Here is a 25567-nt window from a genome sequence, read left to right on the forward strand (position 1 = left end):
GTCCCTCGCCGACTACCTCACCAAGATCAACCCACCAGACACGGCCCCAGAATAGGCACTTAATTACCCTCGCAATTTGCGGCGCATCACACTAGGGGCTGCTCGGTGGCCGGGGCTTCTCGATTCCTGACCGGTCTTGTCACCTGCTTCGCCACACACGCCGACCCTCCACCGTGATCGCAGAGCCCGCAAGGTGGGTTGCACCATGCGGTGATCAGCGGTGAGTGCGTGCGACCGGCGACCTGAATATCCCGTATACCGTAGATATGCCGTATGTGGCAATATGTCATGTGTGGCTTTTGACGCTGAAGACGGGCGAGAGGAGTGCATCGTGATCGCCAAGCTGCTCAGCAAGCTGTCCTTCACGCGCAACTACGGTGCGTACGGGGCCCACGAATGGAGTGCGTACGCCGGCGACGAATAGGACTGACCGAACTGCTGGCGGGCACCCCCTGGGGGCCCGCCAGTTACCAGCAACGCTGCCGACGACATCGGCCTGGACAGGTACGAGAGCCAGGGACGATCTCATGGGCCGAAGGAATGAGCCGCCGCGGTTGCCCGAAGGCAGCTTCGCGGCCTGGAGCCGTGACCGGCTGGCAATGGCGCGCCGTGGCGCCGAAGAGTGTGGGGACGTCTGGCAGCTGGAGCCGGGCGTCTACGTAGCCGCTGCGGCCGGGCCGTGTGAAGCAGTCCTGCGCCGCGCGCAGGACTTCCCCAAGGCGTCCTCGCCTCTCTTCCCGCCGCTGAAGCGGTCGAGCGGAGCACCGACACCCGAGGAGCGTGCACACGCTCACGCCGCCCGCATGCGCGGACTACGTGCGCAGGCGGTCGCAGCCCGGATCGGTGAGATCGCGTCCCAGACCGCTCGATTCGCCGGCCAGTGGCCCACGGGCCAGGACGTCGAGATTCTGCCCCCGGTCCGGCACGCCCTGGCAGAGGTCGGTGTGAGCTACCTCTTCTCCGAAGACGCTCCCACCCTGCTGCCCTATGCCGCACAGCTCTTCCTGGCCCGGGAGGTGCTCGTACGCCCCTCGCGTTGGGAATGGCCGCGCTGGATCCCCACACCGGCACGGCGGTTCCGCACACGGCAGCAAGTCGCCTTCACCGACGCTTTGCGGCCCATCATCCGCCGGCGTCGTTCATCGGGCCGGCTCGGTGACGACACGCTGGGACAGATGCTCCAGCCCTCCCCCCACTACGGCCTACTGCCGGAAGAGGCCATCCTCGACACGCTCCCCGGAATCACCGTCGCCACCTTCGAGACCCCCACCCGGGCAGCCGGATGGATCCTGCTCCACCTCGCCCGGCATCCCCAGGCAGCGGGCCGCGTCGCGGCCGAAGCCGCCTCGCTGCCGGCGGACCCGGCCGCGACGACCAGCACCCACCTCGGCAGCCTGCAATACACCCAGGCACTGGTAAGTGAGGTGCTCCGGCTGTACCCCCCGAGCTGGCTACTGACCCGGCGCGCCCCGCGACAGACTCAGCTCGCCGACTACACCATCGACGCCGGGTCCACCGTTCTGGTCTGCCCTTACACCGCCCACCGTGACGCACGGGAATATTCCGAGCCGGACCAGTTCCAGCCCGAGCGCTGGCTCGATGATTCGGGCTCGCCGGCGAAACCCGGGGCCTTCCTCTCTTTCGGTACCGGGCCGCACGGCTGCGAGGGAGCCGCTCTGGCCATGGCGATGCTGACGCTCCTGACTGCGCAGATCGCGCGCTGCTACCACTTGAGCGAGCCGCCCGGACCGGAACCCAGCTACCAGGTCACCACCCTCGAAGGTCTCACAACTGTCGGCCTTCGCCTGCGCGCCACCTTGCGCGGCTGAGGGCAGTCCCGGACGGCCACCTCATGGTTCGCTCATCGTGTGCCGCTGGTCGAACTCGTTGGCCAGCATGCCCATCATGACGAGGTCGTGGTGCCGGCCGGCGAAGAAAACGTGTTCCCGCAAGCGCCCCTCCTCGGTGAAGCCGAGCCGACGAAAAAGTGCCAGCGACGCCTCGTTGTGGGCGAAGATCGCTGCTAGGCATTTGTGATAGCGCCGCTCGGCAAACATGAAGCGCAGCAGCAGCACTACGGCCTCTGCCGCGTAGCCCTTGCGCCGGTGGTCAGCGCCGATCGCGACATCCAACTCGAACCAGCCTGAACGGGGGCCGGTGCGATGCGAGCCGACTGTGCCAACCAGCTCTGCCGTGGCCGTCGCTTCGACTGCCAACCGGAAGCGGTCGTCATCGCACTTGGCAACGGCCTGCTCCTTCGCCCAGGCACGGTAGCTCTCGGCGGACCGCGGCAGATCCAGCCGGCTCCCTCGCCGCCCGTCATCGTCGGCGAAGCGCATGAACGCTGTCCAGTCGTCGGGCTCGATAGCGCGTAGGCGTACCCGATTACCAGTCCAGGACGATGCCATACCTTATTTGATCACGCTGCTGTGCGCGCGAGACGGAGAGGCACACCGAGACGAGTGCCCCCGGCAGCCGAAGAAGTGAAGGGCTGGGGGCCTCTGGCCTGCGGCCATCTAGTCGATCAACGCTGCACTCGCCGGTACGGTGCCGCTGTTACGCTGATTCTCTGACGGTATTGCGGCGCACCGTGCCATACGGTTTTCCGTCGAAGCGGAAAACCAAAAGAGCGCCACTTACGTGACCAAAATGCAGCCGCAACCAGGGATACGTCCTATTCGCAGGGGTGGGCAGCGGCCGGGTCCTCCCTCGTTGCGCGCCGGAGTGGCGCCGGCTTGAAGGTCAGCAGCTCCCACTCCCTGTGGAGGTCGGGGTGAAAGTTGTCGTTGATCTCTCCCGATGTGTGGGGTATGCGCAGTGCGCGTTCCTGGCTCCGGAGGCGTTCCGGATGCACGGTGAGGAAGCGCTCATGTACGACCCGAACCCCGACGACACCCAGCGCGACCAGGTGCTACGCGCCGCGGCGGCCTGCCCGGTCCAGGCGATCGTGGTCGACCGGCTGGAGGCGCGTCACGCACCGGCGGAGGCGTCGCCCTCATGACCGGTGCCGACAACGACAACCTGCGTGCGTTCAAGCGTGATGGCCGCATCGTGGTCGTCGGGGCTTCGCTGGCGGGGCTGCGGGCCGCGGAGGCTCTGCGAGACGAGGGTTTCACCGGATCGTTGACCATGATCGGTGACGAGTTGGGTGACCCCTACGACCGGCCTCCCCTGTCCAAGCAAGTACTGACCGGGTGGGTGCCGACCGCGGACACCACTTTGCCCCGCCGTCGTGACATCGACGCGAAGTGGCTGCTGGGCGTGCCCGCCAGCGGGCTGGACCTCGCGACGAACCATGTGTGTCTCGCCGACGGCCGCGAGGTTCCCTTCGACCGGGTGCTGATCTCCACCGGGGTGCGGGCCCGGCCGTGGTTCATCGAGTCCGAGGCGGCCCTGGACGGAGTGTTCGTCGTACGTACGCGCGAGCACGCCGAGAGCCTGCAGCGTGCCCTCGCCGCCGGGCCCTCCCGAGTGCTGGTCATCGGTGCAGGATTCACGGGATCCGAGATCGCCTCCGTCTGCCGTGAGCGGGACATCCCGGTGACCGTCGCCGAACTCGCGCCGGCCCCGCTGGTCGGGGCGCTCGGCGCCATGATCGGCGAGGTGGCGGCCGACATGCAGCGCGCTCATGGTGTCGAGCTGCGGTGCGGTGTCAAGGTCGCCCGGCTGGAGGGCGACGCGCAGGGACGGTTTCGCCGTGCCCACTTCGACGACGGCAGTACGGTCGACGCCGAAGTGGCGGTGGTGGCACTCGGGAGCATCCGCAACACCGAGTGGCTGCGGGAGTCGGGACTGGCGGCGGGTGTGTGGGGAATCACCTGTGACACGGGTTGCCGCGCCCTCGATATCAAGGGCCGCGTCACCGACGACGTCTTCGCCGCGGGAGACGTGGCACGTTGCCCGAACCCCCTCTACGACTACCGGCTCATCGCACTGGAGCACTGGGCCAACGCCGTGGAGCAGGCCGAGGTCGCGGCCCACAACATGGTCAGCGCCGAGGCGGACCGCCGGCCCCACCTGTCCATCCCGCTGTTCTGGTCGATCCAGTTCGGCGTCAACATCAAGTCCGTCGGCGTGCCGACCTTCGCCGACGAGGTGGTCCTCACCCAGGGATCGCTGGACGACCACCGTTTTGTCACCGCATATGGCTATCGGGGCCGCGTCACGGCTGCCGTGAGCTTCAACAACGGCAAGTGGCTGGACCACTACCGACGGTTGATCGAGAGGGCCGCACCTTTCCCGCCCCCCTGCCCCACGCCGGACCAGCCGGCCGACATGAAACCGGTGCCCGTCGACTTCCCCGGCCCCGCCCTGCTCGCGCAGGGCGCCACGGTGGTCGTCACAGGCCATGGCAGGGGTGAGCGCCGCGTCACGGCCGTGCACCAGCCTCGGCAGGAGGAAGGCCGGACGACCACGACCGGGACGCCCGGCACGCTGCAAAGGATCTTCGACTACTCCGCCCGGGCCGACCCCTACCCGCTGTATGCCGAGTTGCGCGAGACGCCGGTGGCTCGGCAGGACGACGGCAGCTACGTCATCAGTACCTATCGCGAGATCACGGACATACTCAATGACCCGCATCTGAGTTCCGACGTGCGCAATCTGTCGGGTCCGATGCCCTCGGCCGAGGGAGGGGCTCCGTCGTCGTTCATCCACATGGACTCGCCCGAGCACGATCGCCTACGGCGTATGGCGACGCGTCACTTCGGACCCCCGCACACCCCTGGGCTGGTGACCGGACTTGAAGGCTTCCTGACCGCCGCCGTCGGCAGCCTGGTCGACGATGTGGCGGGCAGGGAGCAGATCGACGTCGTCGACGATTTCGCCTTGCCGTTCCCGGTAACCGTGATCTGTCACTTGCTCGGCGTGCCACGCGAGGACGAGCCGAGGTTCCACCTCTGGGTGCACGACATCATGAACTCGGTCGACTGCAACCCCGAGACCGACCCGAAGGAGAGACTGGACAAGGGCGTACAGGCCCGCAAGGACTTGCTCCAGTGCCTCGTCGAGCTGGTGGAACAGCGCCACGGCCGGCCGGGAGACGGCCTCCTGGCACGGCTGGCCAACGACGACGGGCCCGACGGTCGGATGGCCGACGCCGAAATCGTCGCCACCGCCAAACTGCTCCTAATCGCCGGCAATGAGACCATCGTCAACCTCATCACCAACGGCATGCTGACGCTCCTGCGCCACCCGCAGGTGCTGCAGCGACTGCGCGACGAACCGGACCTCGTCGTACCGCTGGTCGAGGAACTGCTGCGCTACGAGCCCCCCGTGCAGATCATTCCCTGGCGGGTGGCGTACAGCGACATCACCGTCGCCGACACCGTCATCCCCCGGGGCTCGCAGATCATGCTCATGCTGGCCTCAGGCAGCCGCGATCCGAAGCGCTTCCACGAACCGGACCGCTTCGACCCCGACCGGCGCGACAACCAACACCTCGGCTTCGGCAGCGGCATACACCTGTGCTTCGGCGGCCCGCTGGCCCGGCGGGAAACCCAGATCGCGCTGACCGGGCTGGTACGCCGGCTCGACCGCCCCAGACTGGTCGCCGACCCGCCGCCGTACCGGCCCAGTCCCGTTCTTCGGGGTCCGATCCATCTGGACATCAAGCAGGGTGACGGTTGACGCGGCAGCCGAGGGCAGTTGCAAGGCCGCGCCGCGGACGGCCCGGCGGGCTCTGCGTTCGACAGCAACCCGCTACCCTCCGGCCGTCACGCTGCTGACCACTGTCGGGGACAACCCAGCCGCTGTGCACCTGCGGCTGATGCCGATGGGGGCTCTGCGTGTGGTGGGTGGCGACGGTGTGTCCGTGATCGGCGGGCGTGGTGGCCTCGGCCTTCCGTCGCGCTGCACTGTTTCGACGAGGCGAGAATGCTCGGCTGCTCATGACCCCCGACGTCATGCGGTTGGGCAGCCACCCATTTGGATCAGAGGCAGGCGAAGTGAGACCCGCCTTACCCAGCAGGTACGGCGATCTGGTCCAAGCTGCGCGAGCGGCTGCCCCCGCGTCCGACCAGGCTGTACCCCTGAAAGCCGCTGATCGACGAGATGATCGAACCAAGGCCGCGTTAGGCAACGGCATCCAGGGGTACCGATGACGCGCGGCGCGTCAGACGTCGTGGCGACCTCGATATTGGTCAGGCCATGCGGCTCCGGCTCAGGCGCCCGCGGCTGTGACGACGCCGTCGGTGGCGAAGCCGAGTAGGAGGCCGAGGAGGATGCACCAGGTGGTGAGTATCTTGAGGCCGGTCTTGCGGGCGACGGCCAGCAGTTCGATGACGACGTAGAGGATCGAGCCGGCGGCGAGGCCCAGGAAGGCGATGGACAGGGTGTCGTCGACCAGGTGCTGGCCGACGAGGGTGCCGAGGAAGGTGGGGCCGCCGCCGATCAGGCCGAGCCAGAGCAGGGTGAGCCAGGAGGGACGTTCGCCCTCGGCGGCCAGCGGGGCGACGATGCCGAAGCCCTCGGTGGCGTTGTGCAGGCCGAAGCCGATGATCAGCAGGAGGGCGAGGGAGATCTCGCCCTGGGCGGCGGAGTTGCCGATGGCGAGGCCCTCGGCGAAGTTGTGCAGGCCGATGCCGGTGGCGATCATCAGGGCGAGCGAGCCCGCCTGGGTGTGAGTGCGCGGCGCCGGCTCGGCGGAGACAGCGGCGCCGGGGCCGGCGGGCCGGACAGCGGCAGCCTCGCGACGGCGGGCGGTCCAGCCGTCGTAGTGCACGAGCCCGGCGAGGCCGATGGTCAGGCCCGTGACCAGGGTGGCGCCCCCGGAGGCGACCGTGCCCCACTCGTGCTTGCCCAGCGCCTCGTCGACCGGCTCCCAGGCATGGGCCAGCACATCCCAGACGAGGAAGATCAGGATGCCGATGGCCACAGCGTTCAGGGCCGCCCTGAGCCGGGGCGTGGGCGTGCGGAGGCGGCCGAGGGGGAGGCCGAGGTAGATGGTGAAGCCTGCGATGGCTCCGAGCAGGGCGATGTTGCCGCTGGACATGGGACTCCGGTCTGACGTGCATAGGAAGCGCACAGAACGTAAGGCAGGAAAGCCTTACCTAACAAGTGAAGGTGTCAGGCTCAAGCGAAACTTGGAGAAGTCATTACGCGTGACGCGCCGTCGGATGCAATCCCGGCAAGAGGCATCTGCGTATGAAGTCATAGGAGGCAACACCTCCTGCACACCGCGTATGGCGGACGCGCGCGGAGCAACGCGCAGGCTCCGAGCGCAGGCGGACGGCCCTGTCGAGGCCGGCCGGAAATTTTAATCGCACCCTCGGAGAGGGGCTCATCATGCGCGCGCACACCACCCGTATCAGGAGAGTGGCTATTGCTGTCTGCTCGGCGCCCATCCTCGCCCTCGCGGCCGGAGCGGGTGTCGCCAGCGCTGCCACCAACGCCGCTCCCGCCGAGGTCACCGCCACGCACCAGGACAACGGCGGCTGGGGCTGGGGCGACAACCAAGGCGGCTGGGGCTGGGGTGACAGCCACGGTGGCTGGGGCTGGGGTGACAGCCACGGTGGCTGGGGCGACAACCACGGTGGCTGGGGCTGGGGAGATTGACGGCGGCCGCTGACCACCACCGGTGACGTGAACCCCTGACAACGAAGGATGGGTCCGGGTGCCCGACCAGCGGGCGCCCGGATCCATGTCACGTCGGCTGCGGCTCGACACCCACAACGCCAAGCAGAAGATGACTCTCACCGACGGCACCGAGCTGTCCCCGGCGCTGGGCATCGGCGCCTTCGCCGAGAAGACCCTGGCGGCCGCCGGCCAGTGCACGAAGGTCGACCCTGCCGCGTCCCCGCCTGGGTGAGCGGTTCCCGGGAGCGGTGCGGGAACGCCTGCCCGAGCAGCCGACCCGCCGCAGGAAGGCACTCTCGGGTGCGAAATACTCTCCCGATGAGTTCACGCACTTCTCCGATCAGCCAGCCGATCACGATACGGAGGGCCGTCGCGGGGGATGCCAAACGGCTCACGCGGCTCGTGCGTGGCTCAGGCGCCTACGAGGGTAAGTACGCAGCCGCAGTCGCGGGCTACCGGGTCGGTCCTGATTACATCGAGGTCCACCGCGTCTTCGTAGCCGTCGGCGCCGACGAGCATGGAGGCCGGGTCCTCGGGTTCTACTCACTCGTCCTCGCGCCGCCGGAGCTCGACCTGCTGTTCGTCGCTGACGAAGCGCAAGGGCGTGGTATTGGACGGCTGCTCGTCGCGCACATGCAGTCCGAGGCGCGTGCCGCCGGGCTCGACCGTGTCAAGGTCGTGTCGCATGTTCCCGCCGAGGACTTCTACCACCGCGTCGGTGCGGTGCGGACCGGGACCGCGCTCGCGAACCCGCCCGCCGTGCCGTGGGACCGTCCCGAATTGGAGTTTCGCATTCCTTCGGAATGACGCGGTGTGCCGGTTCGTAGGGCATCGGCTTCGCCTGCATGGTGGCCGGCGTGCAGGAGCCGCTGGAGGCCGCGCGCTCCCTGTGTGCCGTCGTCCACTGCCCTGGCGGGGGATCGCCTGCGCCGGCGGACTCTCCCGGCGACTCCCTCGTCTCCGGCACTCCCGTCAGCGCTGAAGGGGGTGGTGCCTTGCCAGTGCAGCCATCAGCGCAAGTGGAAGTAGTCACAGCCCCTGCCCCGTGGAGGTTGGTCGACCGGCGTCGGTGCGGCCCGCGGCGGGAGGCTCCGGACAGGGGCATCAGAGTCTGACTGCCGTGGGCGTTGGCCAGGTCCGACTCGGCGTTCGGGTCGTCGTAGGCGTCGACGATGGCGAGGGTCCTGCCGGAGTCGCCGGCGGAGGCGGCGGAGTCCAGGCCGTAGGCCGACTGCGGGTCGCTGGGGCCGTAGCCGGTGGGGGAGTCCGCGGCGGCGTTCGGCCGGATGGTCAGGGGTGCGATGCCCTCCTTGGGGCGGCGGCGCACTGCGGCGTCTCCAGGCGGAACCGCCGGCCCGCCCAGCCCTACGGCGTGGGGGGCCGCTGCGGGGAGCGGAGTACGAGCAGGGTGATCTCGCTGGGGGCGAAGACGCGGAAGGGCGGGCCCCAGAAGCCGGTGCCACGGCTGGTGTAGAGGAGGGTGCGGGTGCCGTGGCGGCTGAGGCCGGCGAGGGCGGGCTGGTCGATGCGGACCAAGTGGTGGAAGGGCCAGATCTGGCCGCCGTGGGTGTGGCCGGAGAGCTGGAGGTCGACGCCGCCGGCTGCCGCCCGATCGACGAACTTGGGCTGGTGGGCCAGGAGCAGGACGGGGTGGTCGGGGTCGGCGCCGTGCAGGGCTCCGGCGAGGTGGGCGCCGTGGCCGGCGAGGCCGGAGGACTCGGCCGTGACGTCGTCCACGCCGGCGACCACGAGGGTGTCGCCACCGCGTTCGAGCAGCAGATGGCGGTTGCGCAGCGGCTCCCAGCCCAGCTCGTCCATCAGGTCGACCCAGCCCTGAGCCTCGCTGTAGTACTCGTGGTTGCCGGTGACGTAGACCCGGGCCCGGGTGGCCTGCACGGTGCCGAGTGGGGCGGCCTGGGCGCGGCGGCGTTCGGCCGTGCCGTCCGCGATGTCTCCGGTGTGGCAGACCAGGTCGGCCTTCAGCGTGTTGACCGTCTCGCAGACCCGCGCCGACCAGCGGGCGCGGTCGAGCGGGCCGTAGTGGGTGTCGGTGATGAGGACGACGCGCGTGCCGTCCAACCCGGCCCCCAGGCGCGGAAGTTGCACGTCCAGGCGGCGTACCCGTGGTACCCGGCGGGCCTCGGCGTACCCCCAGGTGAGCAGCACGGCGGCTGCGCCGAGGACCACCCAGGTGACGATCCGGGCCCGGTCCTGGCCGTCGCCGACGCCGGTCACGGTCAGGGCGAGCCGCAGCGGGACGCCGAGCAGGACGGACCAAGTGAACAGTACCCAGCTGGCTCCAAGGAGGGTGTCTCCGACGATTGCCGCCCAGTCCTGCTGGCGTCGGCCGTGGCCGCGCACCATCGCGAGCGGCATACCGATCAGGCCGAGGGCGAACAGGGCGGTGCCAGCGAGCGTGACAGGGAGCGGCCAGTGCTGGCCGGTGTGCAGCAGCAGCCAGCAGGGCACGGTCCACAGAAGGACGGGGGCGATCAGGGGGAGGTAGCGCATCAGGCGGTGCAGTCGGCTCTGCTGAGTCGCGTGCGCTGCACTGTCGGCGGATCGGGTTTCGCTGGTGTCGGTCACGCTTCCCCTCCTTGAGCAAGCAGGCTGCCGTCGCGCGCACTGTATCCGGCCGTCCCGGGCCGGTCGGACGGACGGGGTGCTCATGGTGGGCAGCCCCATGTGGCGAGGTGGCCTCCGAGTTCGCCCCCCGGCTCACGGTGCCTGTAATGCTCAGTATTTCCAGTTGTGGCGCCCTCGCGATTACAACCGGCCCGATGCGGCCTGGTACCGGCAACGTGACCCGCCATGGGTCCGGAAGGGGGACGACATGTCCATTCGACCATGTCCGGTACGCGGCCTACCCCGCAGACTTGTCGTCGACGCTGTCTTCCACCTGGTCGGACAGCTACAGCCAGGACCCCGCTCATAGGGGCTGTGACATCGCCGCCGCCATCGCCATCGCCGTCGCCGTCGCCGTCGCCGTCGCCGTCGCCGAGCTGAGCGAGGCCCTCGTGCTCCACGGTGAGCTCGTCGTACGGCACGAGGGATGGCTGCATTTCGGTGAGCTGCGGCGCCGGGCCCGCCGCCGGGCCACAGCGCCGTCCAGGCCGCGACGGACGGCAGAGCGTCAGGCGGCCAGCTCGCGGAAGAACGTACGGATGTCACCGACGAGGAGTTGGGGTTGTTCCAAGGCGGCGAAGTGGCCGCCGCGGTCGAACTCGGTCCAGCGCACGATGTTGGCGTTGCGTTCGGCCATGGCCCGGACGACGGGCAGGGAGTCGTGGAGGAAGACCGCGACGCCGGTGGGGACGGGGCAGTACTGGACCGGGTCATTTCTGCGAGAGCAGCCTTCACCAACAGTCACCACGGGCGTCTCACGAGACCTTGCTTCCTTTTCGCACCTAGATCAGGAGGGGCGATTGAGGCGAGTGGGTGGTCAGGGCAGGGCGATCTTCGCCGAGTTCCACAGGACACCGCGGTTCACGCGGTCGGGATACAGGCGGACCATCGTCTCGTAGAGGTCGGCGTGGTCGTGAGACTTCTCCGCCGCGGCGGAGAAGTCCTCGATGTAGCGGCGGGTCCGGCCGATGTCGTCGGGGCTGTCCGGGTCGCCGTCGCGCTTGTGGCCGGACACCACGGCGGTCGGCTGCAGCCCTTCGAGGACGTCCAGGGCGCGCAACCACTCCTGAGCGCCGTTTCCCTTCGCCTCGCCGAGGTACAGGTGCACGTCGCCGTAGACGGCGTCGCCGGCGACCACCAGTCCGATGGAGGGTACGTGCAGGGCGCTCGTGCCGTCGGTGTCGGTATGGCCCAGCTCGACCGCGCGCAGTTCCTCGCCCTCCAGTTCGATCCGACCGTCGGGCAGCGGCTCGGGGACCAGGTGCCGGTCGGAGATCTGGTCCGGGAAGCGGGGCTGCCAGAACCCGTCGAACCAGGCGGAGTCCCACTGCGCGCCGGCGTGCGCCGCCACGTCCGCCGCGGCGACCAGCCGGGCCCGCGGGAAGCGGTCGAGCAGCGCGGGCGCTCCGAAGAAGTGGTCGCCGTGCGCGTGGGTGACGAAGACCGTGGTCACGTTCTTGCCCTGCGCGGCCGCCCAATCGGCCAGGCGGCGCGACTCGTCCACGGTCATCAGCGGATCCACCAGGACCGCGTCGCGCTCGCCGTGGATGAGCGTCGAAGCCGTCGGGGACCACATCCGCCGGTCCTCGCCCGGCGGGACATCGTCGGACACCGCCGGCTTGGACGGAGCGACGTACACGGAGTAGGCGAGTCCGGTCATGGAGACTCCCTCGTTCCCGGGGCTGACGGCGGCCCGAGGGACCGCCTGAACGAGGAGTGAGCCGCAGCCGCCGGAGCCGTTCTGAGACCCCACTTCCCGCTCACCTCACACTAACCGGGCCTCAACGGGTGCTCCACTCCACCCGGCGCGGCCGGGTGGTGCCGGTACGCGAAGTCGTCGGGCAGGACGGCCGCCGCGGCTGGGGTGACGGGGAGCGTCACCGCTCGATCCGCCGTCTCGCCTCCTCGTTTTCGTCGGAGCCGGCCGCCGGGGGCAGGCTGTCGAGCTTGGCCAACTGCTCCACGGTCAGCTCGAGGGCGTCGGCGGAGGTGTTCTCCTCGACGCGGGTGACCCGCTTGGTGCCCGGGATCGGGACGATGTGCTCGCCCTTGGCCAGCAGCCAGGCCAGAGCGACCTGGGCAGGTGTGGCGCCGGCCTCGTCGGCAAGGGCCCGGACCTCGTCGGCGAGGGCCAGATTGCGCTGGAAGTTCTCGCCCTGGAAGCGAGGACTGGTGCGGCGCCAGTCGCCGTCGTCGAACTGCTCGGGAGAGCGGAGTGTGCCGGTGAGGAAGCCGTGGCCGAGCGGAGAGTACGGCACGAAGCCGATACCGAGCTCGTACAGCGCGGGTAGCACCCGCGCTTCCACCTCGCGGTTCCACAGCGAGTACGACGACTGGACCGCGGCCACCGGGTGCACGGCGTGGGCCCGGCGGATCGTCTCAGGGCCGGCCTCGGACAGGCCGAAGTACCGGACTTTGCCCTCCTGCACCAGCTCCCCGACCGTGCCCGCCACGTCCTCGACGGGTGTGTTCGGATCGATGCGGTGCTGGTAGTACAGGTCGATGTGGTCGGTCCCGAGCCGCTTGAGCGAACCTTCGACGGCGGCACGGATGTTGGCCGGGCTGCTGTCGAGGACGCCCGTGCGGCCGTCCGCGTTCGTGTGGGAGACCATGCCGAACTTGGTCGCGAGGACGACCTCGTCACGGCGGCCCGTCAGCGCCCTGGCGACGAGTTCCTCGTTGGCATACGGCCCGTAGACCTCGGCTGTGTCGATCAGCGTGACACCGAGGTCGACCGCCCGCTGAATGGTGCGGACGGACTCGGCATCGTCGCTGCCTGCGCCGGTGTAGAAGGAGGACATGCCCATCGTGCCCAGGCCGATGCGGGAGACTTCGAGGTCTCCCAGAGTGGTGTGCTTCATGATCGCCTTTTCGTGGTCGGGGAGTGGTGGCTGTCGCGGCCCGGGGTGGACGATGTCGGCGCCGAAGCGCGGCCCTCTCGTGGTCGTCGCTGCCCAGATGCCTCACCTGGAGCAGGTCGTCCCAGGTGGTGCCGGCCGTTCTGAACGGCGCATCACCCAGCAAACGTCGTTTCGTCGGCCTGTGGCAGTGCCTGGTCTTCCCGGTAATGCCAGTACCTGCCTCGTCTTGCGGCCTGTCGCCTCCCGAGGGGCGCCGGGACCCGCGTCCACCGTGGTGACTACGGAGGACCGTGCCGGCTCGCCCTAACACGCCGCCTGATCGCCTTGGCCGAACGTGACATCCCGGTCTCCGGCCGCTGCCACCGCCTCGCCTGCCAGTCGCAGCAGCTCCGCCTCCGGCAGGGATCCGGCCGGTCGCCGCTCGCGCGCGAACGTGGTGGCGAGTCGTTGCAGCAGCTCGTTGAGCGGGGTCGCAACGCCGTGCAGCCGGCCCAGCAGGACGATCTCGCCGTTGAGATAGTCGGCCTCGATGGTCCCTGTGCCACGCGTGAGGGATTGCCAGGAGGAGCCTGCGCCCCCACCGGCCCAGCGCACCCTGTCGCCGTGCGTCTCCTGCAGTTCTTGTGCGCTCGCGTACGGGATCCCGGCGGCCCTGAGCACCGACTCGCCCTCCGCCCGCACCCGTGCGTACAGCCGTCGCGCCTCCTCCCCGGCGACCGGCCAGCTCAGTGCGTTGATCGCGTTGGCGAGGTTGCCAAGCAGTTTGGCGTACTGCCAGCGCGCCACATCCGCAACGACCGGGGCCGCGAAGCGGGCGGTCTCCAGGTCGGCGGCGATCCGGCGGGCGGTGTCATCGACGCCGTGGGGGTGGCGCCCGAGGTGCAGGATGCCGGTGAGCGGGGCTCCGGGTGCGGAGACCACCCCCGGTTCCACGAAGGTGGCCGGCATCCAGACGGCGACGCCGTAGACGCGTCGGAAGCGGCGCAGGGCGATCCACTTGCTCTCGACGCCGTTCTGTGCACACACCACCGGCAGCCGTTCCGCCGCGGTGCCGCCGCCCGCCACAGGCGCCGCGCCCCAGGTGTCGAGTGCGGCCTCGCAGTCCTGTGTCTTGACGGTCAGCACGAGTACGTCGTCCGGACGCAGGTCACCCAGTGCGTCCGGCCCTTCGACCACGGGAAGTCGGTGGACGTGTTCGCCGTCCGAGACCTGGAAGCGCAGCCCGTCCGCCTTCATCGCGGCGTAGTGCGCACCCCGCGCGACGAGGACCACCTCGCGCCCCGCCTCAGCCAGGCGAGCCCCGATCGTTCCGCCGATCGCGCCCGCTCCGATGATGATGTAGCGCACGCCGACGTGCTGCGACAGGCCCGTCGCGTCGAGGCCGAAGCGGGAGACGCCCGGATCTCCCGGAGTGGTGTGTTTCATGATCGCTCTCTCAGGGTTGGATGTGGGGTGGCCGCCTGAGACCGGTCGCCCCAGATGTCCAGAAACAGCCATCCCCGACCCAGTGAACGTCGTCACGCAGACCGGAGGCAGTGCCTGATCTTCCAGGTAATGCCAGTACCTGCCTCCCCCCGGAACCCTCGCCTACCGTGAAGACCATGGACGACCGCGCCGAGATCAAGGAGTTCCTCGTCTCCCGCCGGGCTCGCATCACCCCCGAGCAGGCCGGACTGCCCGCCTACGGCGGCCGCAGGCGGGTCAAGGGGCTGCGCCGCGAGGAGGTCGCGATGCTGGCCGGGGTCTCGGTCGACTACTACGTGCGAATGGAACGGGGAAATCTCTCAGGGGCCTCGGACCGGGTCCTGGACGGTGTGGCTCGCGCCCTTCACCTCGACGACGCCGAACGCCAGTACCTGTACGACCTCGCCCGCCGCGCCCCCGCCGCTGCAGCGACCCGCCGCCGCGCCCCCGCCAGACGTAGGCGGCCCGACCTGCAGTACATGCTGGACGCCATCAGCGAGGCGCCCGCCTTCATCCACGACGACCGTCACGACCTGCTGGCCACCAACCACCTGGCCCGTGCCCTGTACGCACCCCTGCTTGCCGACCCGCGCCGTCCGGCCAACCTCGCCAGGTTCATCTACCTCGATCCAGCCGCACGCGTGTTCCTCCCCGACTGGGACAAGGCCGCCGACGACGTCGCCGCGATGCTCCGCGGCGAAGCCGCCCGCAATTCCTACGACAAGGACCTCAGCGACCTCATCGGGGAACTGTCCACCCGCAGCGAGATCTTCCGGACGCGCTGGGCCGACCACAACGTCCGCCAACACCGCACCAGTCCCAAGAAGTTCCACCATCCTGCCGTTGGAGACCTGGAACTGAACTGCGAAACCATGTCGCCGGCCTCCGACCCCGCCCTCACGCTCGTGATCTACACAGCCGTTCCCAACACCCCCAGCGCCGACGCTCTGCGCCTCCTGTCCGCCTGGGCCGCCACCCAGGACGAGTTGGAAGCCGACCGCCGCGAGCGCCTCACCTGACCAGGACAGCGCAGACGATCACAGAGTCGACCGTCATCACCGGCACCGCGAGGGTCGGCCAGGCGAGCACTCCGTGCGCAGCGTGCGATACCCGGCATGCCGGCCGTTGTGGATGGGGAGTTGTGGATGGGGAAGGGACCGGCCCGTCCCCGGGCGCCCGGCACGCTCACCGCACCCCCTCGCACTCGTCGCCCACCCCGGCATCGCGGTCCTGCTCGCTGACGAAGCCGCTCACCTCGTCTTCGGTGAGCTCGCGCGTCCCGGCCATGGCTCTCATGATGCTGACCCTTCCGTGGCGGGTCAGGCGGTCTGGCTGAAGCCGGCCGCGGCCAGGTCCTGCTCGCGCAGCGGGGTGAAATCCACGTCCAGCTTCGGGTTGTACGCCTCGGGCTGGATGCCGAGCTCGTGGGTGGAGTACTCGCCGAACCGTTTGATGTGCTCGGTCAGGTACGGCGAGATGTGGGCCAGGTCCTCGGGGTCGATCTCCCGCCACAGGGCGTGTCCCAATAGGGGCCTTGCCGACGATCAGGCGCCATCACGGTTCAGACCGCCCGAGCAGGCCGGTGCCATCCACCCAGCACGTCACCACGCGGGAGGCGAACCACCATGACGACCAGACAGCGCAGCACCTCCTCCTCCAGCGCGGATCCTCCTGTTCCGGGCGAGGTCGTCCTGGGCGTGGACACGCACGGCGAGGTTCATGTTTCCGGCCACGGCGGCCGGCTGCCGTCGGCTGCTCGGGGGGATGGCGCCAGCGCGCACCTCAAGGGGCTTTTGAGGACCCTGCGGGGTTCGAGTGGCTCCACAGAGCGATCTTCAGAAAAAGAAGGTTTGCTGAAGGAGCGCGCAGCCTCCGGCGGACCGGCTCCGCGGTCCGGTGCGTGGTCGGGCATGACGCCTGCCCAGGCCCCTCCTGTGCGGTGCTACACCGCCGACCCGAAAGGAAGTCGCCATGTCCTACCCCGAACCCCGCTATTTCGGCGAAAAGGGCCAGGTCAGCGCACTGTTCCTACCTGCATCCCCGCAGCCCGACACCGGTTCCAGCGGCAACGAGGTCAGCTACGTGGCCAAGCAGGAGAACACCAACGGCGAGTTCGGCCTGTACAAGATCGACATGGGGCCGAAGGCCATGGGCGCCACGGAACACTTTCACCGTACGATCTCCGAGTCCTTCTACGTCCTGTCTGGCGAGGTCCGGCTCTACAACGGCGAAAGCTGGGTCACAGGAGGCGAGGGAGACTTCCTCTACGTACCGGCCGGCGGTCTCCACGCCTTCCAGAACGACAGTGACGACCCGGTGTCGTTTCTGCTGCTCTTCACACCGGGAGCGCCCAGGGAGGAGTACTTCGAGAAGTTGGCGGAGTACTCACAGCGCAGCCCCGAAGAGTTGAAAGCCTTCCGGATCAGGCACGACCAGTACAACACCACCGACATGCTCGACGACTAGGATGCACTGATAATCAACTTGACTGTGAGGGTGGTGGGGTGCCGTTACGAGACAGGCGACCGTGCCCGGCATCACGCAATCCGCTGCCCCGTGACCACGTCCAGGCCGATGCCGTGGAGCTTCGTCGAAAGCTCCCGTAGATCTTGTGGTGCGGGAAAGGGAGCCGTCACATGGAAATGAGGGTGCGGCTCTGGCCACCCGCCGCCGAGGTCTTGGCGCCGGGGGCCAGTGCGAGCGGTTGCCCTATTTCCACATGTAGTCCTCTGCGGCGTCGACGATCAGATTTTTGACCGCCTGCGGGTGGGAGACAAGGGACACGTGCGAGGATTCGATCTCCACTGTTTTGCGGGCATTCGCCCGCTTCGCTTCGAATCGCTCCAGGCTCGGGTTGATCGCCCGGTCCTGCTTGCCGACAAGGACGTAAACCGGCTTGTTTCGCCATGCGGCGCCGGTGAGCTTGTCCGTGAACGCCGACAGCGCGATCGGTCGCTGTGTGGCTGCCAGAATGTCGGTCTGACTCGTGGGCAGGTCCTCGGCGAAGACCCGGTGCAGTCTGTCCGGCTGTACATACACGTCCGTGCCGGTGGTGCCGTCACCGTTGCGGAAGGGTACCTGCTTCAAAGCCTTGGTGAGTTCGGGGGGAGCGAACTTCGCCGAGAGGCTGGAGAACGACTCTCCCACGTCGGGCATGATCGCGTTGATGTACACGAGAGCTTTGACGTTGTCGTTTCCGACGGCGGCCTGCGAGATCACCTCTCCGGCATAGGAATGACCAGCCAGGACGATCGGTCCCTTGACGGACTTCAGGAAACTCGCGAGGTAGGTCGAGTCCTGGGGAATGCCGCGGAGGGGGTTTGCCGGTGCGGCCACCGTGTAGCCGTTCTTCTGGAGCCGTTCCACGACGCCGTTCCAGCTCGACGCGTCAGCGAAGGCGCCGTGTACGAGCACGATGGTGGGCTTCTCTTTGCCGGGATCACCGCTCGGACCACCGGCCTGCGCCGTTACGGCTGCCAGGACAGACGCCGTTGCCGATACCGCCAAAAATGCCGCACCCCAACGGACGATGTTCAAGTTGCGGCGCGCCTCGCAGGATATTCGCATGCCATTCCTTCGGTGCGAGGGCGTCAGGCGACGCCCGGGATCCCAGAGTCGCGGACACCTGTCGGCTCGTCTCGGCGCACGGGCCATCCGAGTGATCGCACCTCAGAGGTCTGGAGTCCGCTGCCCTCCAGAGCGCCCTCGCCCAGGACCGACTCGCACCCGTTCAGCACCACGACATCCCCCACACCCACCTGGAGTGAGTCCGCCGCCTCGTTCACCCACCACAGGGGGTCTGGTCCGAAAATGAAGGATGTGCCCTGGTAGCGGCTGGGGTGTTCAGGCGGCCTCGATGGGATCGAAGCGGACGGTGAAGGAGGGCGTTGCCGGGCGAGACGGTCGCATGGCCCATTCCGGATCGTGCCTGGCGTAGTAGTCACCGCCGAGGTCGGCGTACTCGGCGTTGTGGATGAGCATGTGCCAGACCGTGGTTAGGAGGGAGTGTTCAAGGGCGGCCAGGGCTTTCTTCTTGCGACCGGGCAATGTCGCTGAAGTACCTTGGCGACCGGGACGACACGGCCACGATGGCGCTCGCGGCGTTTCTGGCCGTGCGTCCGCGTCACGCAGGACATCGTCTTCGAAGACATCCCACAGCTCTCGTACAGCGCGCTCGTGGTGGTGGTGCGTGCAGGGATCGCCTCGTACAGGTCCAGGGCGCGGCGGCGGACCAAGCCGGTGTCGGCGGTCGGAGCTCGTCTGCGACGGGCTCAGCGGGCGGTCGGCGACGGCGAGGATCCGGTAGGGAGGCGCTTGCCGAGCATGGCGCAGACGGCGGCGTTCACCAGGGTCTGATGGGCTGCGGCCGCCCGGGGACGGGCGAGGTCGAAGACGGTGCTGGTGAGGACGGCGACCGTGCGCTTGCCCGTGGGGTCGGTGTAGGTCTCACTCGAGTAACCGGCCGCCTGGCCGTCGTGGCCCCAGACCGTGCCGCACGGGAAGACGACCTTGCGCAGACCCAGGCCGTAGCCGTCGCCGTTCGGGGCGGTCGGGTCCTCCGGGACGGTGGTACGCATCTGGGCAAGCTGGGCAGCGGGCAGCAGCTTGCCCGAGAGCAGTGCGGTGTCGAACCTGGCCCAGTCCGCTGCGGTGGAGACCACGCCGCCGGCCGCCCACAGAGTGCTCTGGTTGACCGCGGTGGTGTCGACGTCGGCGGTGCCCCGGTGCGGGCCGGCGAACGAGGTTTTCGGCGGGGTGCCCGGCGGGAGCAGGGGGGCCAAGTGGGCCGCGTCTGGTTCGTACCCGTGGGCGAGCCGGCGGCCGACGGCGGGGCTGCTGGGCAGGTAGGTGTGGCGCAGGTGCAGCGGCCGGGCGATGCGCTGCTGGATCAGGTCGGCGAGGCTCTGGCCGGTGGCTCGTTGGAGGATCAGGCCGAGTGCGATGTAGTTGGTGTTGCTGTAGGAGAAGCGGTTGCCGGGGGCGAACAGCGGCGGGTGGGCGGTGCCCGCGGCGAGAAGTTCCTCCGGCGTCCACCGGCGGGTGTCCCGGCCGGTGTAGGCGGCCAGGACGGCGGGGTCGTAGAGGTAGTTGAACAGGCCGCTGGTGTGGTTGAGCAGCATGCGCACGGTGATCGCCCGCCCGTTCGGGACGAGGCCGGGCAGCCACTGCTCGACCGGGTCGGTCAGGGCGAGACGGTGTTCGGCCACCAGCTGCAGGACCAGCGTGGCGACCATGGTCTTGGTGTTGGAGCCCATCCGGAACTCGTCGTTCGCCGCCAGCCGGTGACCGGCGATGGTCCAGCGGGCCTGGTCGGCGATCGTGATGGCCGGGTGGCGGCCGTCGTCGACCCGTACGATCACTCCCGGTGCGCCGGCGTCGACGGTCTTCTGCGCGGAGGCGGCCAGGGTTCCGCGGGCGGAGGTGGGGGCAGCGGACGCGGCCCCGCAGGCGGTGAGCACAGCGGTCAGGGCCACGGCCAGGGCCGGCACCCGATACCGGTGCGGTGCGCTCGTGTGGGTCGTCATGGCAGGAAACTCCTCGGATCATCGGCTGACATCTGTTCGGGACGGCACCAGCCTCCCTTCGGCGAGCTGCGCGGACACTGGAGCTGGGGAGCCGTTCGGAGGTGGGGAAAAGCCCACCGGGGGTGGAGAAAACTCCACTGTGCGGGGCTGGGATGATCGGCCACGCTGGAGGCGAGAGAGGGAGGTGGGTGGGGATGGCCGCAACGGGCGAGTGCCACGCGGCTGCGGGCTCGGGACCGGTGACTCCTGGCACGCCCGTCGCGCGCTCCGGGCCGGCGGCCCGCTTCACGTTGCTGGGTCACTCGCTGCTGCTGTCGCTCGCCTCGATGCTCGGCGCCGTCCTGTGCTGCCTGTGGATCGCCTCGGTGGCGCTGGTCCCGTTCGGGCTGGGGCTGCCGATGACCCTGCTCTGCGCGGTCGCGGTGCGCTGGTTCGCTGATCCGCATCGCCGATGGGCCGGACAGCGGCTCGGGGCGCCCATTGCCCGTCCCTACCTGCCGACGCCGCCGGGAAACCGGCTGACCCAACTGCAGGCGGTGCTGCGCGATCCGGCGAGCTGGCGCGACTGCGCGTGGCTGCTCGCCAACTCGGTGGCCGGCTGGCTCACTTCCGGCATGTCTCTGGTGCTGTTCCTGGCCGGAGTGTTCTACAGCGGCTACCCGCTGCTGGTCGCGGTGACCCCGCCGGAGGTGTTCCGCGAACCGTTCGGTTTCTTCCCCATGCACGGCCTCGGGCAGACGCTCCTGGTCGCCCTCGCGGGACCGGTCATCCTCGCGGCCTGGTACCTCTCCACCGAGCCGCTGGCGCGGCTCAACGCCCGGCTGATGCGCTCACTGCTCGCCCCGACCGGCAAAGCTCAACTGCTGGCTAGAGTCGGGCAGTTGGCGCAGTCGCGTGCCGAAGCGGTGGACGCCGGTGCCAGCGAACTGCGGCGGATCGAGCGGGACCTGCACGACGGCGCGCAGGCCCGGCTCGTCTCGCTCGGGATGAACCTGGGCCTCGCCGAGCGCGTCGCGGACGATCCCGAGGCAGTCCGCCGGCTGCTCGCCGAGGCCCGCGCTTCCACCGCCGGCGCGCTGGCGGAATTGCGCGACCTCGTACGCGGCATCCACCCGCCGGTACTGGCCGACCGCGGCCTGGACGGCGCGGTCCAGGCCCTCGCGCTGGCCAACCCCGTGCCCACCGCGGTGGAGGTACGACTGCCGGGAAGGCTGCCCGCGCCGGTGGAGTCGGCGGCCTACTTCGCGATCGCCGAGACGCTGGCCAACGCGATCAAGCACGCCGGGGCCCGGCAGATCCGGATTTCCGTCGAGTTCACCCGCGGTCCCGGCCGGGCCTCCGGCGAACTGAAGATGACGGTGGCGGACGACGGCCGCGGAGGTGCCACAATCGACGACGGCGGCGGACTGCACGGCATTGCCAGGCGCCTCGCGGCCTTCGACGGCGCCCTGGCCGTCGACAGCCCCAGCGGCGGCCCGACCGAGGTGAGGATGTCGTTGCCATGCGCGTTGTCATAGCCGAGGACCTCGCCCTGCTCAGGGACGGCCTGGTGCGGATCTTCCAGGCGTACGGCGACGAGGTGCTCGACGCGGTCCGCGACGCGCCCTCGCTCGCCCGCGCCCTGGACGCACACCGCCCGGACATCGCCGTGGTCGACGTACGGCTGCCGCCCACCTTCACCGACGAGGGCCTGCGCACCGCGATCGAGGCCCGCGAGCGCGTCCCCGGCCTCCCGGTGCTCGTGCTGTCCCAGTACGTCGAGCAGCTCTACGCCCGCGAGCTCCTCTCCGACCAGGCCGGCGCCGTCGGCTACCTGCTCAAGGACCGGGTGATGGACGTCGATCACTTCATCGGCGCGGTGCGCCAGGTCGCCGCCGGTGGCACGGTGATGGACCCGGACGTGGTCACCGCACTGCTCGGCCGGCGTTCTGCCGACCCGCCCCTGCAGACGCTGACCCCTCGCGAGCGCGAGGTGCTCACCCTGATGTCCGAGGGCCGGTCCAACGCGGCCATCGCCGGCCGGATGTTCATCTCCGAAAAGGCAGTCAGCAAGCACAGCAACAACATCTTCACCAAACTCGGCCTGGAGCAGTCCGAGAAGGACAACCGCAGGGTGCTCGCCGTGCTCGCCTACCTCCAGGGCTGAGCGTGAGGACGCAGGCGCCGGGTCGGTGACCACATCCGGCGTGACGACGGCCGGGGGCCTGCTCGACGGGCGGTGGGGCACTGGCCAGCCGGTTGGGTTGGTTCGTCGTGGAGGGCACCGGCTCCCGGCCGTGGCGATGGGGCCGTTGACCGTCGTCGGCATCAGGATGGCTGCGGTCGCCGTAGTCCCTGGAGCAGCAGGTCGATCAAGCGGCGGGGATCGTAGCGGGGATCGCCGTCACGCCCGACGCAGAGATTGCCGATGCCGCGCATCAGCTCATAGGGCTGCGTACCCGGCCTGATTTCCCCGGCGTCGGCTGCGGCGTCGAGCAACTGCGCACAGACGGGCTCCAGGCGGTCGACGAAGTAGGTGTGCAGCGCGGTGAAGCCGCTGTTGTCCGACTGCAGCGTGTTGGCGAGTCCGTGCTTGGTGACCAGGAAGTCGACGAAGAGGTCGATCCACTGGCGCAGTGCCGCGAGCGGGGAGTCGGCACCGGCCAGCAGGCTCGGGCCGGCCTCGGCGCAGGCCTCGACCTGGTGGCGGTAGACGGCGACGACGAGATCCGCCCGCGTCGGGAAGTGGCGGTAGATCGTGCCCAATCCGACGCCCGCCCTGGCCGCGATCTCACGGATCGGCGCATCGACGCCCGAGGTCACGAACACCTCGGCGGCGGCGGCAAGCAGCGTCTGCTGGTTGCGCACGGCGTCGGCCCGCTTGCTTCGGGCCGACGCCTGGCCGGGCTGGCCTGCAGTGGGCACCACGCTCTCCTTCCGATGACCATTGACGAAGCGGAACAGCGTTCCGTATGTTTAAGTGGAACGACGATCCGCTTCTCACCATAGCTGAAGCCGGACGCTTTTGCGCGCCTCCCTGTCCCTGGCCGACAGCAGGCGCCATCGAAGGGACATAAGCATTCATGAGTGGATCAACCTCCGCGTCCGACGTCTTCGGATCGCCCGCTCCCGTCCTCTCGTTCAGCCCGCTGGTGCTGTCCGTGCCCGGACGCCCCGTGGACCTTCAGGCGCGCGTCTCCGCGCCGGTGACGGGATCCGACCTGCCCGTCATCCTCCTCTCCCACGGGCAAGGCCCCTCGAACAACCTCTCCTCACTGAACGGCTACGCACCGCTCGCCGACTTCTGGGCGGCACACGGCTTCGTCGTCATCCAGCCCACCCACCTCAGCTCCAGGACGCTGAGCCACCTGCACACCGCCACCGCCCCCGGAGCGTCCCTGTTCTGGCGCTCACGGGCCGAGGACATGACGCACATCCTCGACCGGCTCGACGTCATCGAGGCGGCCGTGCCGCAACTCGCCGGGCGCATCGACCACGGCAAGGTCGCCGTTGCCGGACACTCGATGGGCGGCCACACCGCCTGCCTCCTGCTGGGCGCCCGGCTCACCGACCCCGACGGCGGACAGGAGGTGAACCTCCTCGAGCCCCGGATCAAGGCGGGTGTGCTGCTGGCCGCACCCGGCAGGGGCGGCGATGTCCTGAACGGACCATGGGCGGCGAACGTGCCGTTCTTCCGGACCACGGACTTCTCGACGATGACCACACCCGCGCTGGTCGTCGCCGGAGACAAGGACGACTCCCGGCACTTCACGGACATGGGCCCGGACTGGCACGCCGATCCCTACACTCTCGCCCCCGGACCCAAGACCCTGCTCACCGTGCTCGGCGCCGGGCACGGACTGGGCGGGATCTCCGGATACGACGTCGCCGAGACCACGGACGAGAACCCCGAGCGGGTGGCTGCGGTAGCGCGGCTCACCTGGGCCTACCTCCGCACCCAGCTCTGCCCCGCAGCCTCCGCCTGGCAGGAGGCGTGTGACGCGGTGATGGCCGGTCCCGACCTGCTCGTGCGAGTCGAATCCAAGTAAGCCAGGCAGGAACCGTCTCCACGGCGGATCACCCACACGAATGGGCCGGGCAGTGAGGGTTTTCAGAGTAGCCCCCGGACGGGTGACGGGGGGCCGTAGGCAACGGACAGGGCTCCCGTGCCGTGAGAGAGGTGTCTAGGTCTCAACTCTCCGGCTCAGGAGCCCTGTTGGTTCCGTACCCTGCCGCACTCGACGTCCCGCACGCACTCGTGGAGTGGGTGACGATGCTGATCATCACTCGTGAGGGTGACCGACGCTGCAAACTCCGGCCGTCCGAGTGCGCGGTGATCGCTCTGGCATACCTGCGTCGCGACGACCCCCTGGGTCAGCTCGCCGCGGGTTTCCGTATTTCCGTCGGCACCGCCCACGCGTACGTCACCACCGTCGTCGAGCACCTGGCCGCCAAGGCGCCGGGCCTGCTGAAGGTCCTACGCGAGACAAACCCCGACTACGTTCTAACGGACGGCACGCTCGCCGAGTGCGACCGGGTCGGCGACGGGCGCGCGGGCTACTCGACGAAGCACGAGCGACACGGTGTGAATGTGCAGGTCATCGCGGATCCGGGCGGCCGCACGCTGTGGCTCTCACCCGCCCTGGCCGGCCGAACGCACGACCGCCGACATGGCCTACAGCGGCGCGGGCGAGTGGGTCACCAACCCCAAACGCCGGCCGCCCCAGGGCGAACTCACCCCGACCGAGCAGACGCCCAACCGAGCCTTGTCCGCCGCCCGTGTACCCGGCGAACGAGGAATCGCCCGCCTGAAATCCTGGCGAATCTTCCGCAGAGCCCGATGCAGCCCCAACCGCATGACGTCAATCACCAAGGCCGTTCTCACCCTGGAGCGGCACGGCTGAAAAGCCTCAGTGACCGCTCGCGAGTACCTGTCCCAGGCCATGACCCCGGACGGTCAGTCCTACGACCTGTTCGCCGAGGTCCTCGGTGCCCTGGCCGAGGGTGGCATGCACGTCACCCTGGAGTGAGGCGTTGCTGATCACGCGGCGCACCTCAGGGGAGGGTGGCCACAGCTCCGTGCCGCCCGGAAGGCAGAAGGTCGATGGCGAGGTGGAAGCACACCTCGGCGCTCAGCGCGAACAGGGCCATCAGCAGTGAGTTGAGGGTCTTGCCGTTGGCGAGAAAGCTCCCACCGAATACAGCGGCACCGATGACCAGGAGCGCCCCGAGCACGGTCCAGAACGCGACCGCGCGCTGACGGAGCAGCACGGCACGCGTTGCCGCGACGATCGACATCAGGAGGAGCGTGAGGCCGAGCGCGATGTGCACGGCGAGGGCGAAGGTGCCGTGCCCGACCGCCCAGGTGAAGCTCTCGTAGGCCCTGATGCGATGGACCCCCGCCCGAGAGCCCCGATGGTGAGTCGGATAGAGGCCGTAGAGATTGATGACCAAACCGATCCCCGCCTGCACAAGCACCAGAAAGCCGGTGGCGAGCAGGAGGCGGCGGACGGCACTGGGGGCGGCCATGAGGAGACC

At 69.2% G+C, this 25567-nt stretch carries 22 protein-coding genes and 4 pseudogenes; 13 read left to right on the forward strand and 13 right to left on the reverse strand.

What is annotated here, in order from left to right:
* The first annotated feature begins 554 nt into the window (after positions 1 to 554).
* Positions 555 to 1829 carry a cytochrome P450 gene (locus ABTY98_RS35600; protein ID WP_352225250.1) on the forward strand — a complete coding sequence of 425 codons (1275 nt, stop codon included), beginning with the start codon at positions 555 to 557 and terminating at the stop codon, positions 1827 to 1829.
* 21 nt (positions 1830 to 1850) lie between these two features.
* Here the strand turns inward: ABTY98_RS35600 and ABTY98_RS35605 are convergent, their stop codons facing one another.
* Positions 1851 to 2408, reverse strand: coding sequence for a GNAT family N-acetyltransferase (locus tag ABTY98_RS35605; RefSeq protein ID WP_352225251.1), 558 nt, complete (start codon positions 2406 to 2408; stop codon positions 1851 to 1853).
* A 365-nt stretch (positions 2409 to 2773) separates the two neighbouring features.
* Here ABTY98_RS35605 and ABTY98_RS35610 point away from each other — a divergent pair, with 365 nt between their 5' ends.
* The 3 genes and pseudogenes from ABTY98_RS35610 to ABTY98_RS35620 all read left to right on the forward strand — a co-directional run bounded on the left by ABTY98_RS35610 (position 2774) and on the right by ABTY98_RS35620 (position 5628).
* Positions 2774 to 3001, forward strand: a complete 228-nt coding sequence (locus ABTY98_RS35610; RefSeq protein WP_352225252.1) for a ferredoxin — start codon at positions 2774 to 2776, stop codon at positions 2999 to 3001.
* A pseudogene (locus ABTY98_RS35615) lies at positions 2998 to 4374 on the forward strand (NAD(P)/FAD-dependent oxidoreductase); the annotation flags it as partial. The gene ABTY98_RS35610 and the pseudogene ABTY98_RS35615, both read left to right, overlap by 4 nt.
* A 132-nt stretch (positions 4375 to 4506) precedes the next feature.
* Positions 4507 to 5628: a cytochrome P450 gene (locus ABTY98_RS35620; protein ID WP_352225309.1), complete on the forward strand. Its 1122-nt coding sequence runs from the start codon at positions 4507 to 4509 to the stop codon at positions 5626 to 5628.
* Between the two features lie 532 nt (positions 5629 to 6160).
* Here the strand turns inward: ABTY98_RS35620 and ABTY98_RS35625 are convergent.
* Entirely contained in the window at positions 6161 to 6991 is an 831-nt protein-coding gene (locus ABTY98_RS35625) for a ZIP family metal transporter (protein ID WP_352225253.1), read from the reverse strand.
* A gap of 293 nt (positions 6992 to 7284) precedes the next feature.
* Here ABTY98_RS35625 and ABTY98_RS35630 point away from each other — a divergent pair, with 293 nt between their 5' ends.
* From ABTY98_RS35630 to ABTY98_RS35640, 3 genes and pseudogenes are all read left to right on the forward strand, one after another.
* Positions 7285 to 7554 (forward strand): hypothetical protein, encoded by a 270-nt coding sequence (locus ABTY98_RS35630; RefSeq protein ID WP_352225254.1) that lies wholly within the window; start codon positions 7285 to 7287, stop codon positions 7552 to 7554.
* 106 nt (positions 7555 to 7660) lie between these two features.
* Positions 7661 to 7798: pseudogene (locus ABTY98_RS35635) on the forward strand (S-(hydroxymethyl)mycothiol dehydrogenase); the annotation flags it as partial.
* A 95-nt stretch (positions 7799 to 7893) separates the two neighbouring features.
* Positions 7894 to 8382 (forward strand): GNAT family N-acetyltransferase, encoded by a 489-nt coding sequence (locus ABTY98_RS35640; RefSeq protein ID WP_352225255.1) that lies wholly within the window; start codon positions 7894 to 7896, stop codon positions 8380 to 8382.
* Between the two features lie 558 nt (positions 8383 to 8940).
* Here ABTY98_RS35640 and ABTY98_RS35645 read toward each other — a convergent pair.
* The 5 genes and pseudogenes from ABTY98_RS35645 to ABTY98_RS35665 all read right to left on the reverse strand — a co-directional run bounded on the left by ABTY98_RS35645 (position 8941) and on the right by ABTY98_RS35665 (position 14408).
* Positions 8941 to 10161, reverse strand: coding sequence for a metallophosphoesterase (locus tag ABTY98_RS35645; protein WP_352225256.1), 1221 nt, complete (start codon positions 10159 to 10161; stop codon positions 8941 to 8943).
* A 547-nt stretch (positions 10162 to 10708) separates the two neighbouring features.
* Positions 10709 to 10843: pseudogene (locus ABTY98_RS35650) on the reverse strand (alpha/beta fold hydrolase); the annotation flags it as partial.
* A 174-nt stretch (positions 10844 to 11017) separates the two neighbouring features.
* Positions 11018 to 11860 (reverse strand): MBL fold metallo-hydrolase, encoded by an 843-nt coding sequence (locus ABTY98_RS35655; protein WP_352225258.1) that lies wholly within the window; start codon positions 11858 to 11860, stop codon positions 11018 to 11020.
* 217 nt (positions 11861 to 12077) lie between these two features.
* Entirely contained in the window at positions 12078 to 13061 is a 984-nt protein-coding gene (locus tag ABTY98_RS35660; RefSeq protein WP_352225260.1) for an aldo/keto reductase, read from the reverse strand.
* 303 nt (positions 13062 to 13364) lie between these two features.
* Positions 13365 to 14408, reverse strand: coding sequence for a ketopantoate reductase family protein (locus tag ABTY98_RS35665; RefSeq protein WP_352225310.1), 1044 nt, complete (start codon positions 14406 to 14408; stop codon positions 13365 to 13367).
* A gap of 254 nt (positions 14409 to 14662) precedes the next feature.
* Here ABTY98_RS35665 and ABTY98_RS35670 point away from each other — a divergent pair, with 254 nt between their 5' ends.
* On the forward strand, positions 14663 to 15544 hold the full coding sequence (locus ABTY98_RS35670; protein ID WP_352225261.1) for a helix-turn-helix domain-containing protein: 882 nt from the start codon (positions 14663 to 14665) through the stop codon (positions 15542 to 15544).
* A 300-nt stretch (positions 15545 to 15844) separates the two neighbouring features.
* Here the strand turns inward: ABTY98_RS35670 and ABTY98_RS35675 are convergent, their stop codons facing one another.
* Positions 15845 to 16051, reverse strand: a complete 207-nt coding sequence (locus ABTY98_RS35675) for a hypothetical protein (RefSeq protein WP_352225263.1) — start codon at positions 16049 to 16051, stop codon at positions 15845 to 15847.
* A gap of 445 nt (positions 16052 to 16496) precedes the next feature.
* On the opposite strand from ABTY98_RS35675, the gene ABTY98_RS35680 reads away from it, so the two are divergent.
* A complete protein-coding gene (locus tag ABTY98_RS35680) occupies positions 16497 to 16991 on the forward strand; it encodes a cupin domain-containing protein (RefSeq protein WP_352225264.1) in 495 nt (164 codons plus the stop codon).
* A gap of 243 nt (positions 16992 to 17234) precedes the next feature.
* On the opposite strand, the gene ABTY98_RS35685 is transcribed toward ABTY98_RS35680, so the two are convergent.
* The 3 genes from ABTY98_RS35685 to ABTY98_RS35695 form a co-directional block, all read right to left on the reverse strand.
* Positions 17235 to 18092, reverse strand: a complete 858-nt coding sequence (locus ABTY98_RS35685) for an alpha/beta fold hydrolase (protein WP_352225265.1) — start codon at positions 18090 to 18092, stop codon at positions 17235 to 17237.
* A gap of 276 nt (positions 18093 to 18368) precedes the next feature.
* Entirely contained in the window at positions 18369 to 18506 is a 138-nt protein-coding gene (locus tag ABTY98_RS35690; protein ID WP_352225266.1) for a hypothetical protein, read from the reverse strand.
* 290 nt (positions 18507 to 18796) lie between these two features.
* Positions 18797 to 20050 carry a serine hydrolase domain-containing protein gene (locus tag ABTY98_RS35695; protein WP_352225268.1) on the reverse strand — a complete coding sequence of 418 codons (1254 nt, stop codon included), beginning with the start codon at positions 20048 to 20050 and terminating at the stop codon, positions 18797 to 18799.
* A 194-nt stretch (positions 20051 to 20244) separates the two neighbouring features.
* Here ABTY98_RS35695 and ABTY98_RS35700 point away from each other — a divergent pair, with 194 nt between their 5' ends.
* On the forward strand, positions 20245 to 21567 hold the full coding sequence (locus tag ABTY98_RS35700) for a sensor histidine kinase (protein ID WP_352225269.1): 1323 nt from the start codon (positions 20245 to 20247) through the stop codon (positions 21565 to 21567).
* Positions 21552 to 22196, forward strand: a complete 645-nt coding sequence (locus ABTY98_RS35705) for a LuxR C-terminal-related transcriptional regulator (protein WP_352225270.1) — start codon at positions 21552 to 21554, stop codon at positions 22194 to 22196. The genes ABTY98_RS35700 and ABTY98_RS35705 overlap by 16 nt, the downstream gene beginning before the upstream one ends.
* A 161-nt stretch (positions 22197 to 22357) precedes the next feature.
* Here ABTY98_RS35705 and ABTY98_RS35710 read toward each other — a convergent pair whose 3' ends face one another.
* Positions 22358 to 22954 (reverse strand): TetR/AcrR family transcriptional regulator, encoded by a 597-nt coding sequence (locus ABTY98_RS35710; protein ID WP_352225271.1) that lies wholly within the window; start codon positions 22952 to 22954, stop codon positions 22358 to 22360.
* A 158-nt stretch (positions 22955 to 23112) separates the two neighbouring features.
* Here ABTY98_RS35710 and ABTY98_RS35715 point away from each other — a divergent pair, with 158 nt between their 5' ends.
* Positions 23113 to 24078, forward strand: coding sequence for an alpha/beta hydrolase family protein (locus ABTY98_RS35715; protein WP_352225272.1), 966 nt, complete (start codon positions 23113 to 23115; stop codon positions 24076 to 24078).
* Between the two features lie 224 nt (positions 24079 to 24302).
* A pseudogene (locus ABTY98_RS35720) lies at positions 24303 to 24933 on the forward strand (transposase).
* A gap of 151 nt (positions 24934 to 25084) precedes the next feature.
* Here the strand turns inward: ABTY98_RS35720 and ABTY98_RS35725 are convergent.
* Positions 25085 to 25558 carry a hypothetical protein gene (locus tag ABTY98_RS35725; RefSeq protein WP_352225273.1) on the reverse strand — a complete coding sequence of 158 codons (474 nt, stop codon included), beginning with the start codon at positions 25556 to 25558 and terminating at the stop codon, positions 25085 to 25087.
* Positions 25559 to 25567: the final 9 nt, after the last annotated feature.

It is taken from the genome of Streptomyces sp. NPDC096040, assembly GCF_040303265.1.
Taxonomy (GTDB): Bacteria; Actinomycetota; Actinomycetes; order Streptomycetales; family Streptomycetaceae; genus Streptomyces.

Excerpts from the sequence above, each read along its gene's own strand:
- ABTY98_RS35605 (WP_352225251.1), bottom strand. The coding sequence starts at position 2,408 with ATGGCATCGTCCTGGACTGGTAATCGGGTACGCCTACGCGCTATCGAG.
- ABTY98_RS35625 (WP_352225253.1), bottom strand. The coding sequence starts at position 6,991 with ATGTCCAGCGGCAACATCGCCCTGCTCGGAGCCATCGCAGGCTTCACC.
- ABTY98_RS35630 (WP_352225254.1), top strand. The coding sequence starts at position 7,285 with ATGCGCGCGCACACCACCCGTATCAGGAGAGTGGCTATTGCTGTCTGC.
- ABTY98_RS35640 (WP_352225255.1), top strand. The coding sequence starts at position 7,894 with ATGAGTTCACGCACTTCTCCGATCAGCCAGCCGATCACGATACGGAGG.
- ABTY98_RS35655 (WP_352225258.1), bottom strand. The coding sequence starts at position 11,860 with ATGACCGGACTCGCCTACTCCGTGTACGTCGCTCCGTCCAAGCCGGCG.
- ABTY98_RS35660 (WP_352225260.1), bottom strand. The coding sequence starts at position 13,061 with ATGAAGCACACCACTCTGGGAGACCTCGAAGTCTCCCGCATCGGCCTG.
- ABTY98_RS35670 (WP_352225261.1), top strand. The coding sequence starts at position 14,663 with ATGGACGACCGCGCCGAGATCAAGGAGTTCCTCGTCTCCCGCCGGGCT.
- ABTY98_RS35680 (WP_352225264.1), top strand. The coding sequence starts at position 16,497 with ATGTCCTACCCCGAACCCCGCTATTTCGGCGAAAAGGGCCAGGTCAGC.
- ABTY98_RS35685 (WP_352225265.1), bottom strand. The coding sequence starts at position 18,092 with ATGCGAATATCCTGCGAGGCGCGCCGCAACTTGAACATCGTCCGTTGG.
- ABTY98_RS35690 (WP_352225266.1), bottom strand. The coding sequence starts at position 18,506 with ATGCTCATCCACAACGCCGAGTACGCCGACCTCGGCGGTGACTACTAC.
- ABTY98_RS35695 (WP_352225268.1), bottom strand. The coding sequence starts at position 20,050 with ATGACGACCCACACGAGCGCACCGCACCGGTATCGGGTGCCGGCCCTG.
- ABTY98_RS35700 (WP_352225269.1), top strand. The coding sequence starts at position 20,245 with ATGGCCGCAACGGGCGAGTGCCACGCGGCTGCGGGCTCGGGACCGGTG.
- ABTY98_RS35705 (WP_352225270.1), top strand. The coding sequence starts at position 21,552 with ATGCGCGTTGTCATAGCCGAGGACCTCGCCCTGCTCAGGGACGGCCTG.
- ABTY98_RS35715 (WP_352225272.1), top strand. The coding sequence starts at position 23,113 with ATGAGTGGATCAACCTCCGCGTCCGACGTCTTCGGATCGCCCGCTCCC.
- ABTY98_RS35725 (WP_352225273.1), bottom strand. The coding sequence starts at position 25,558 with ATGGCCGCCCCCAGTGCCGTCCGCCGCCTCCTGCTCGCCACCGGCTTT.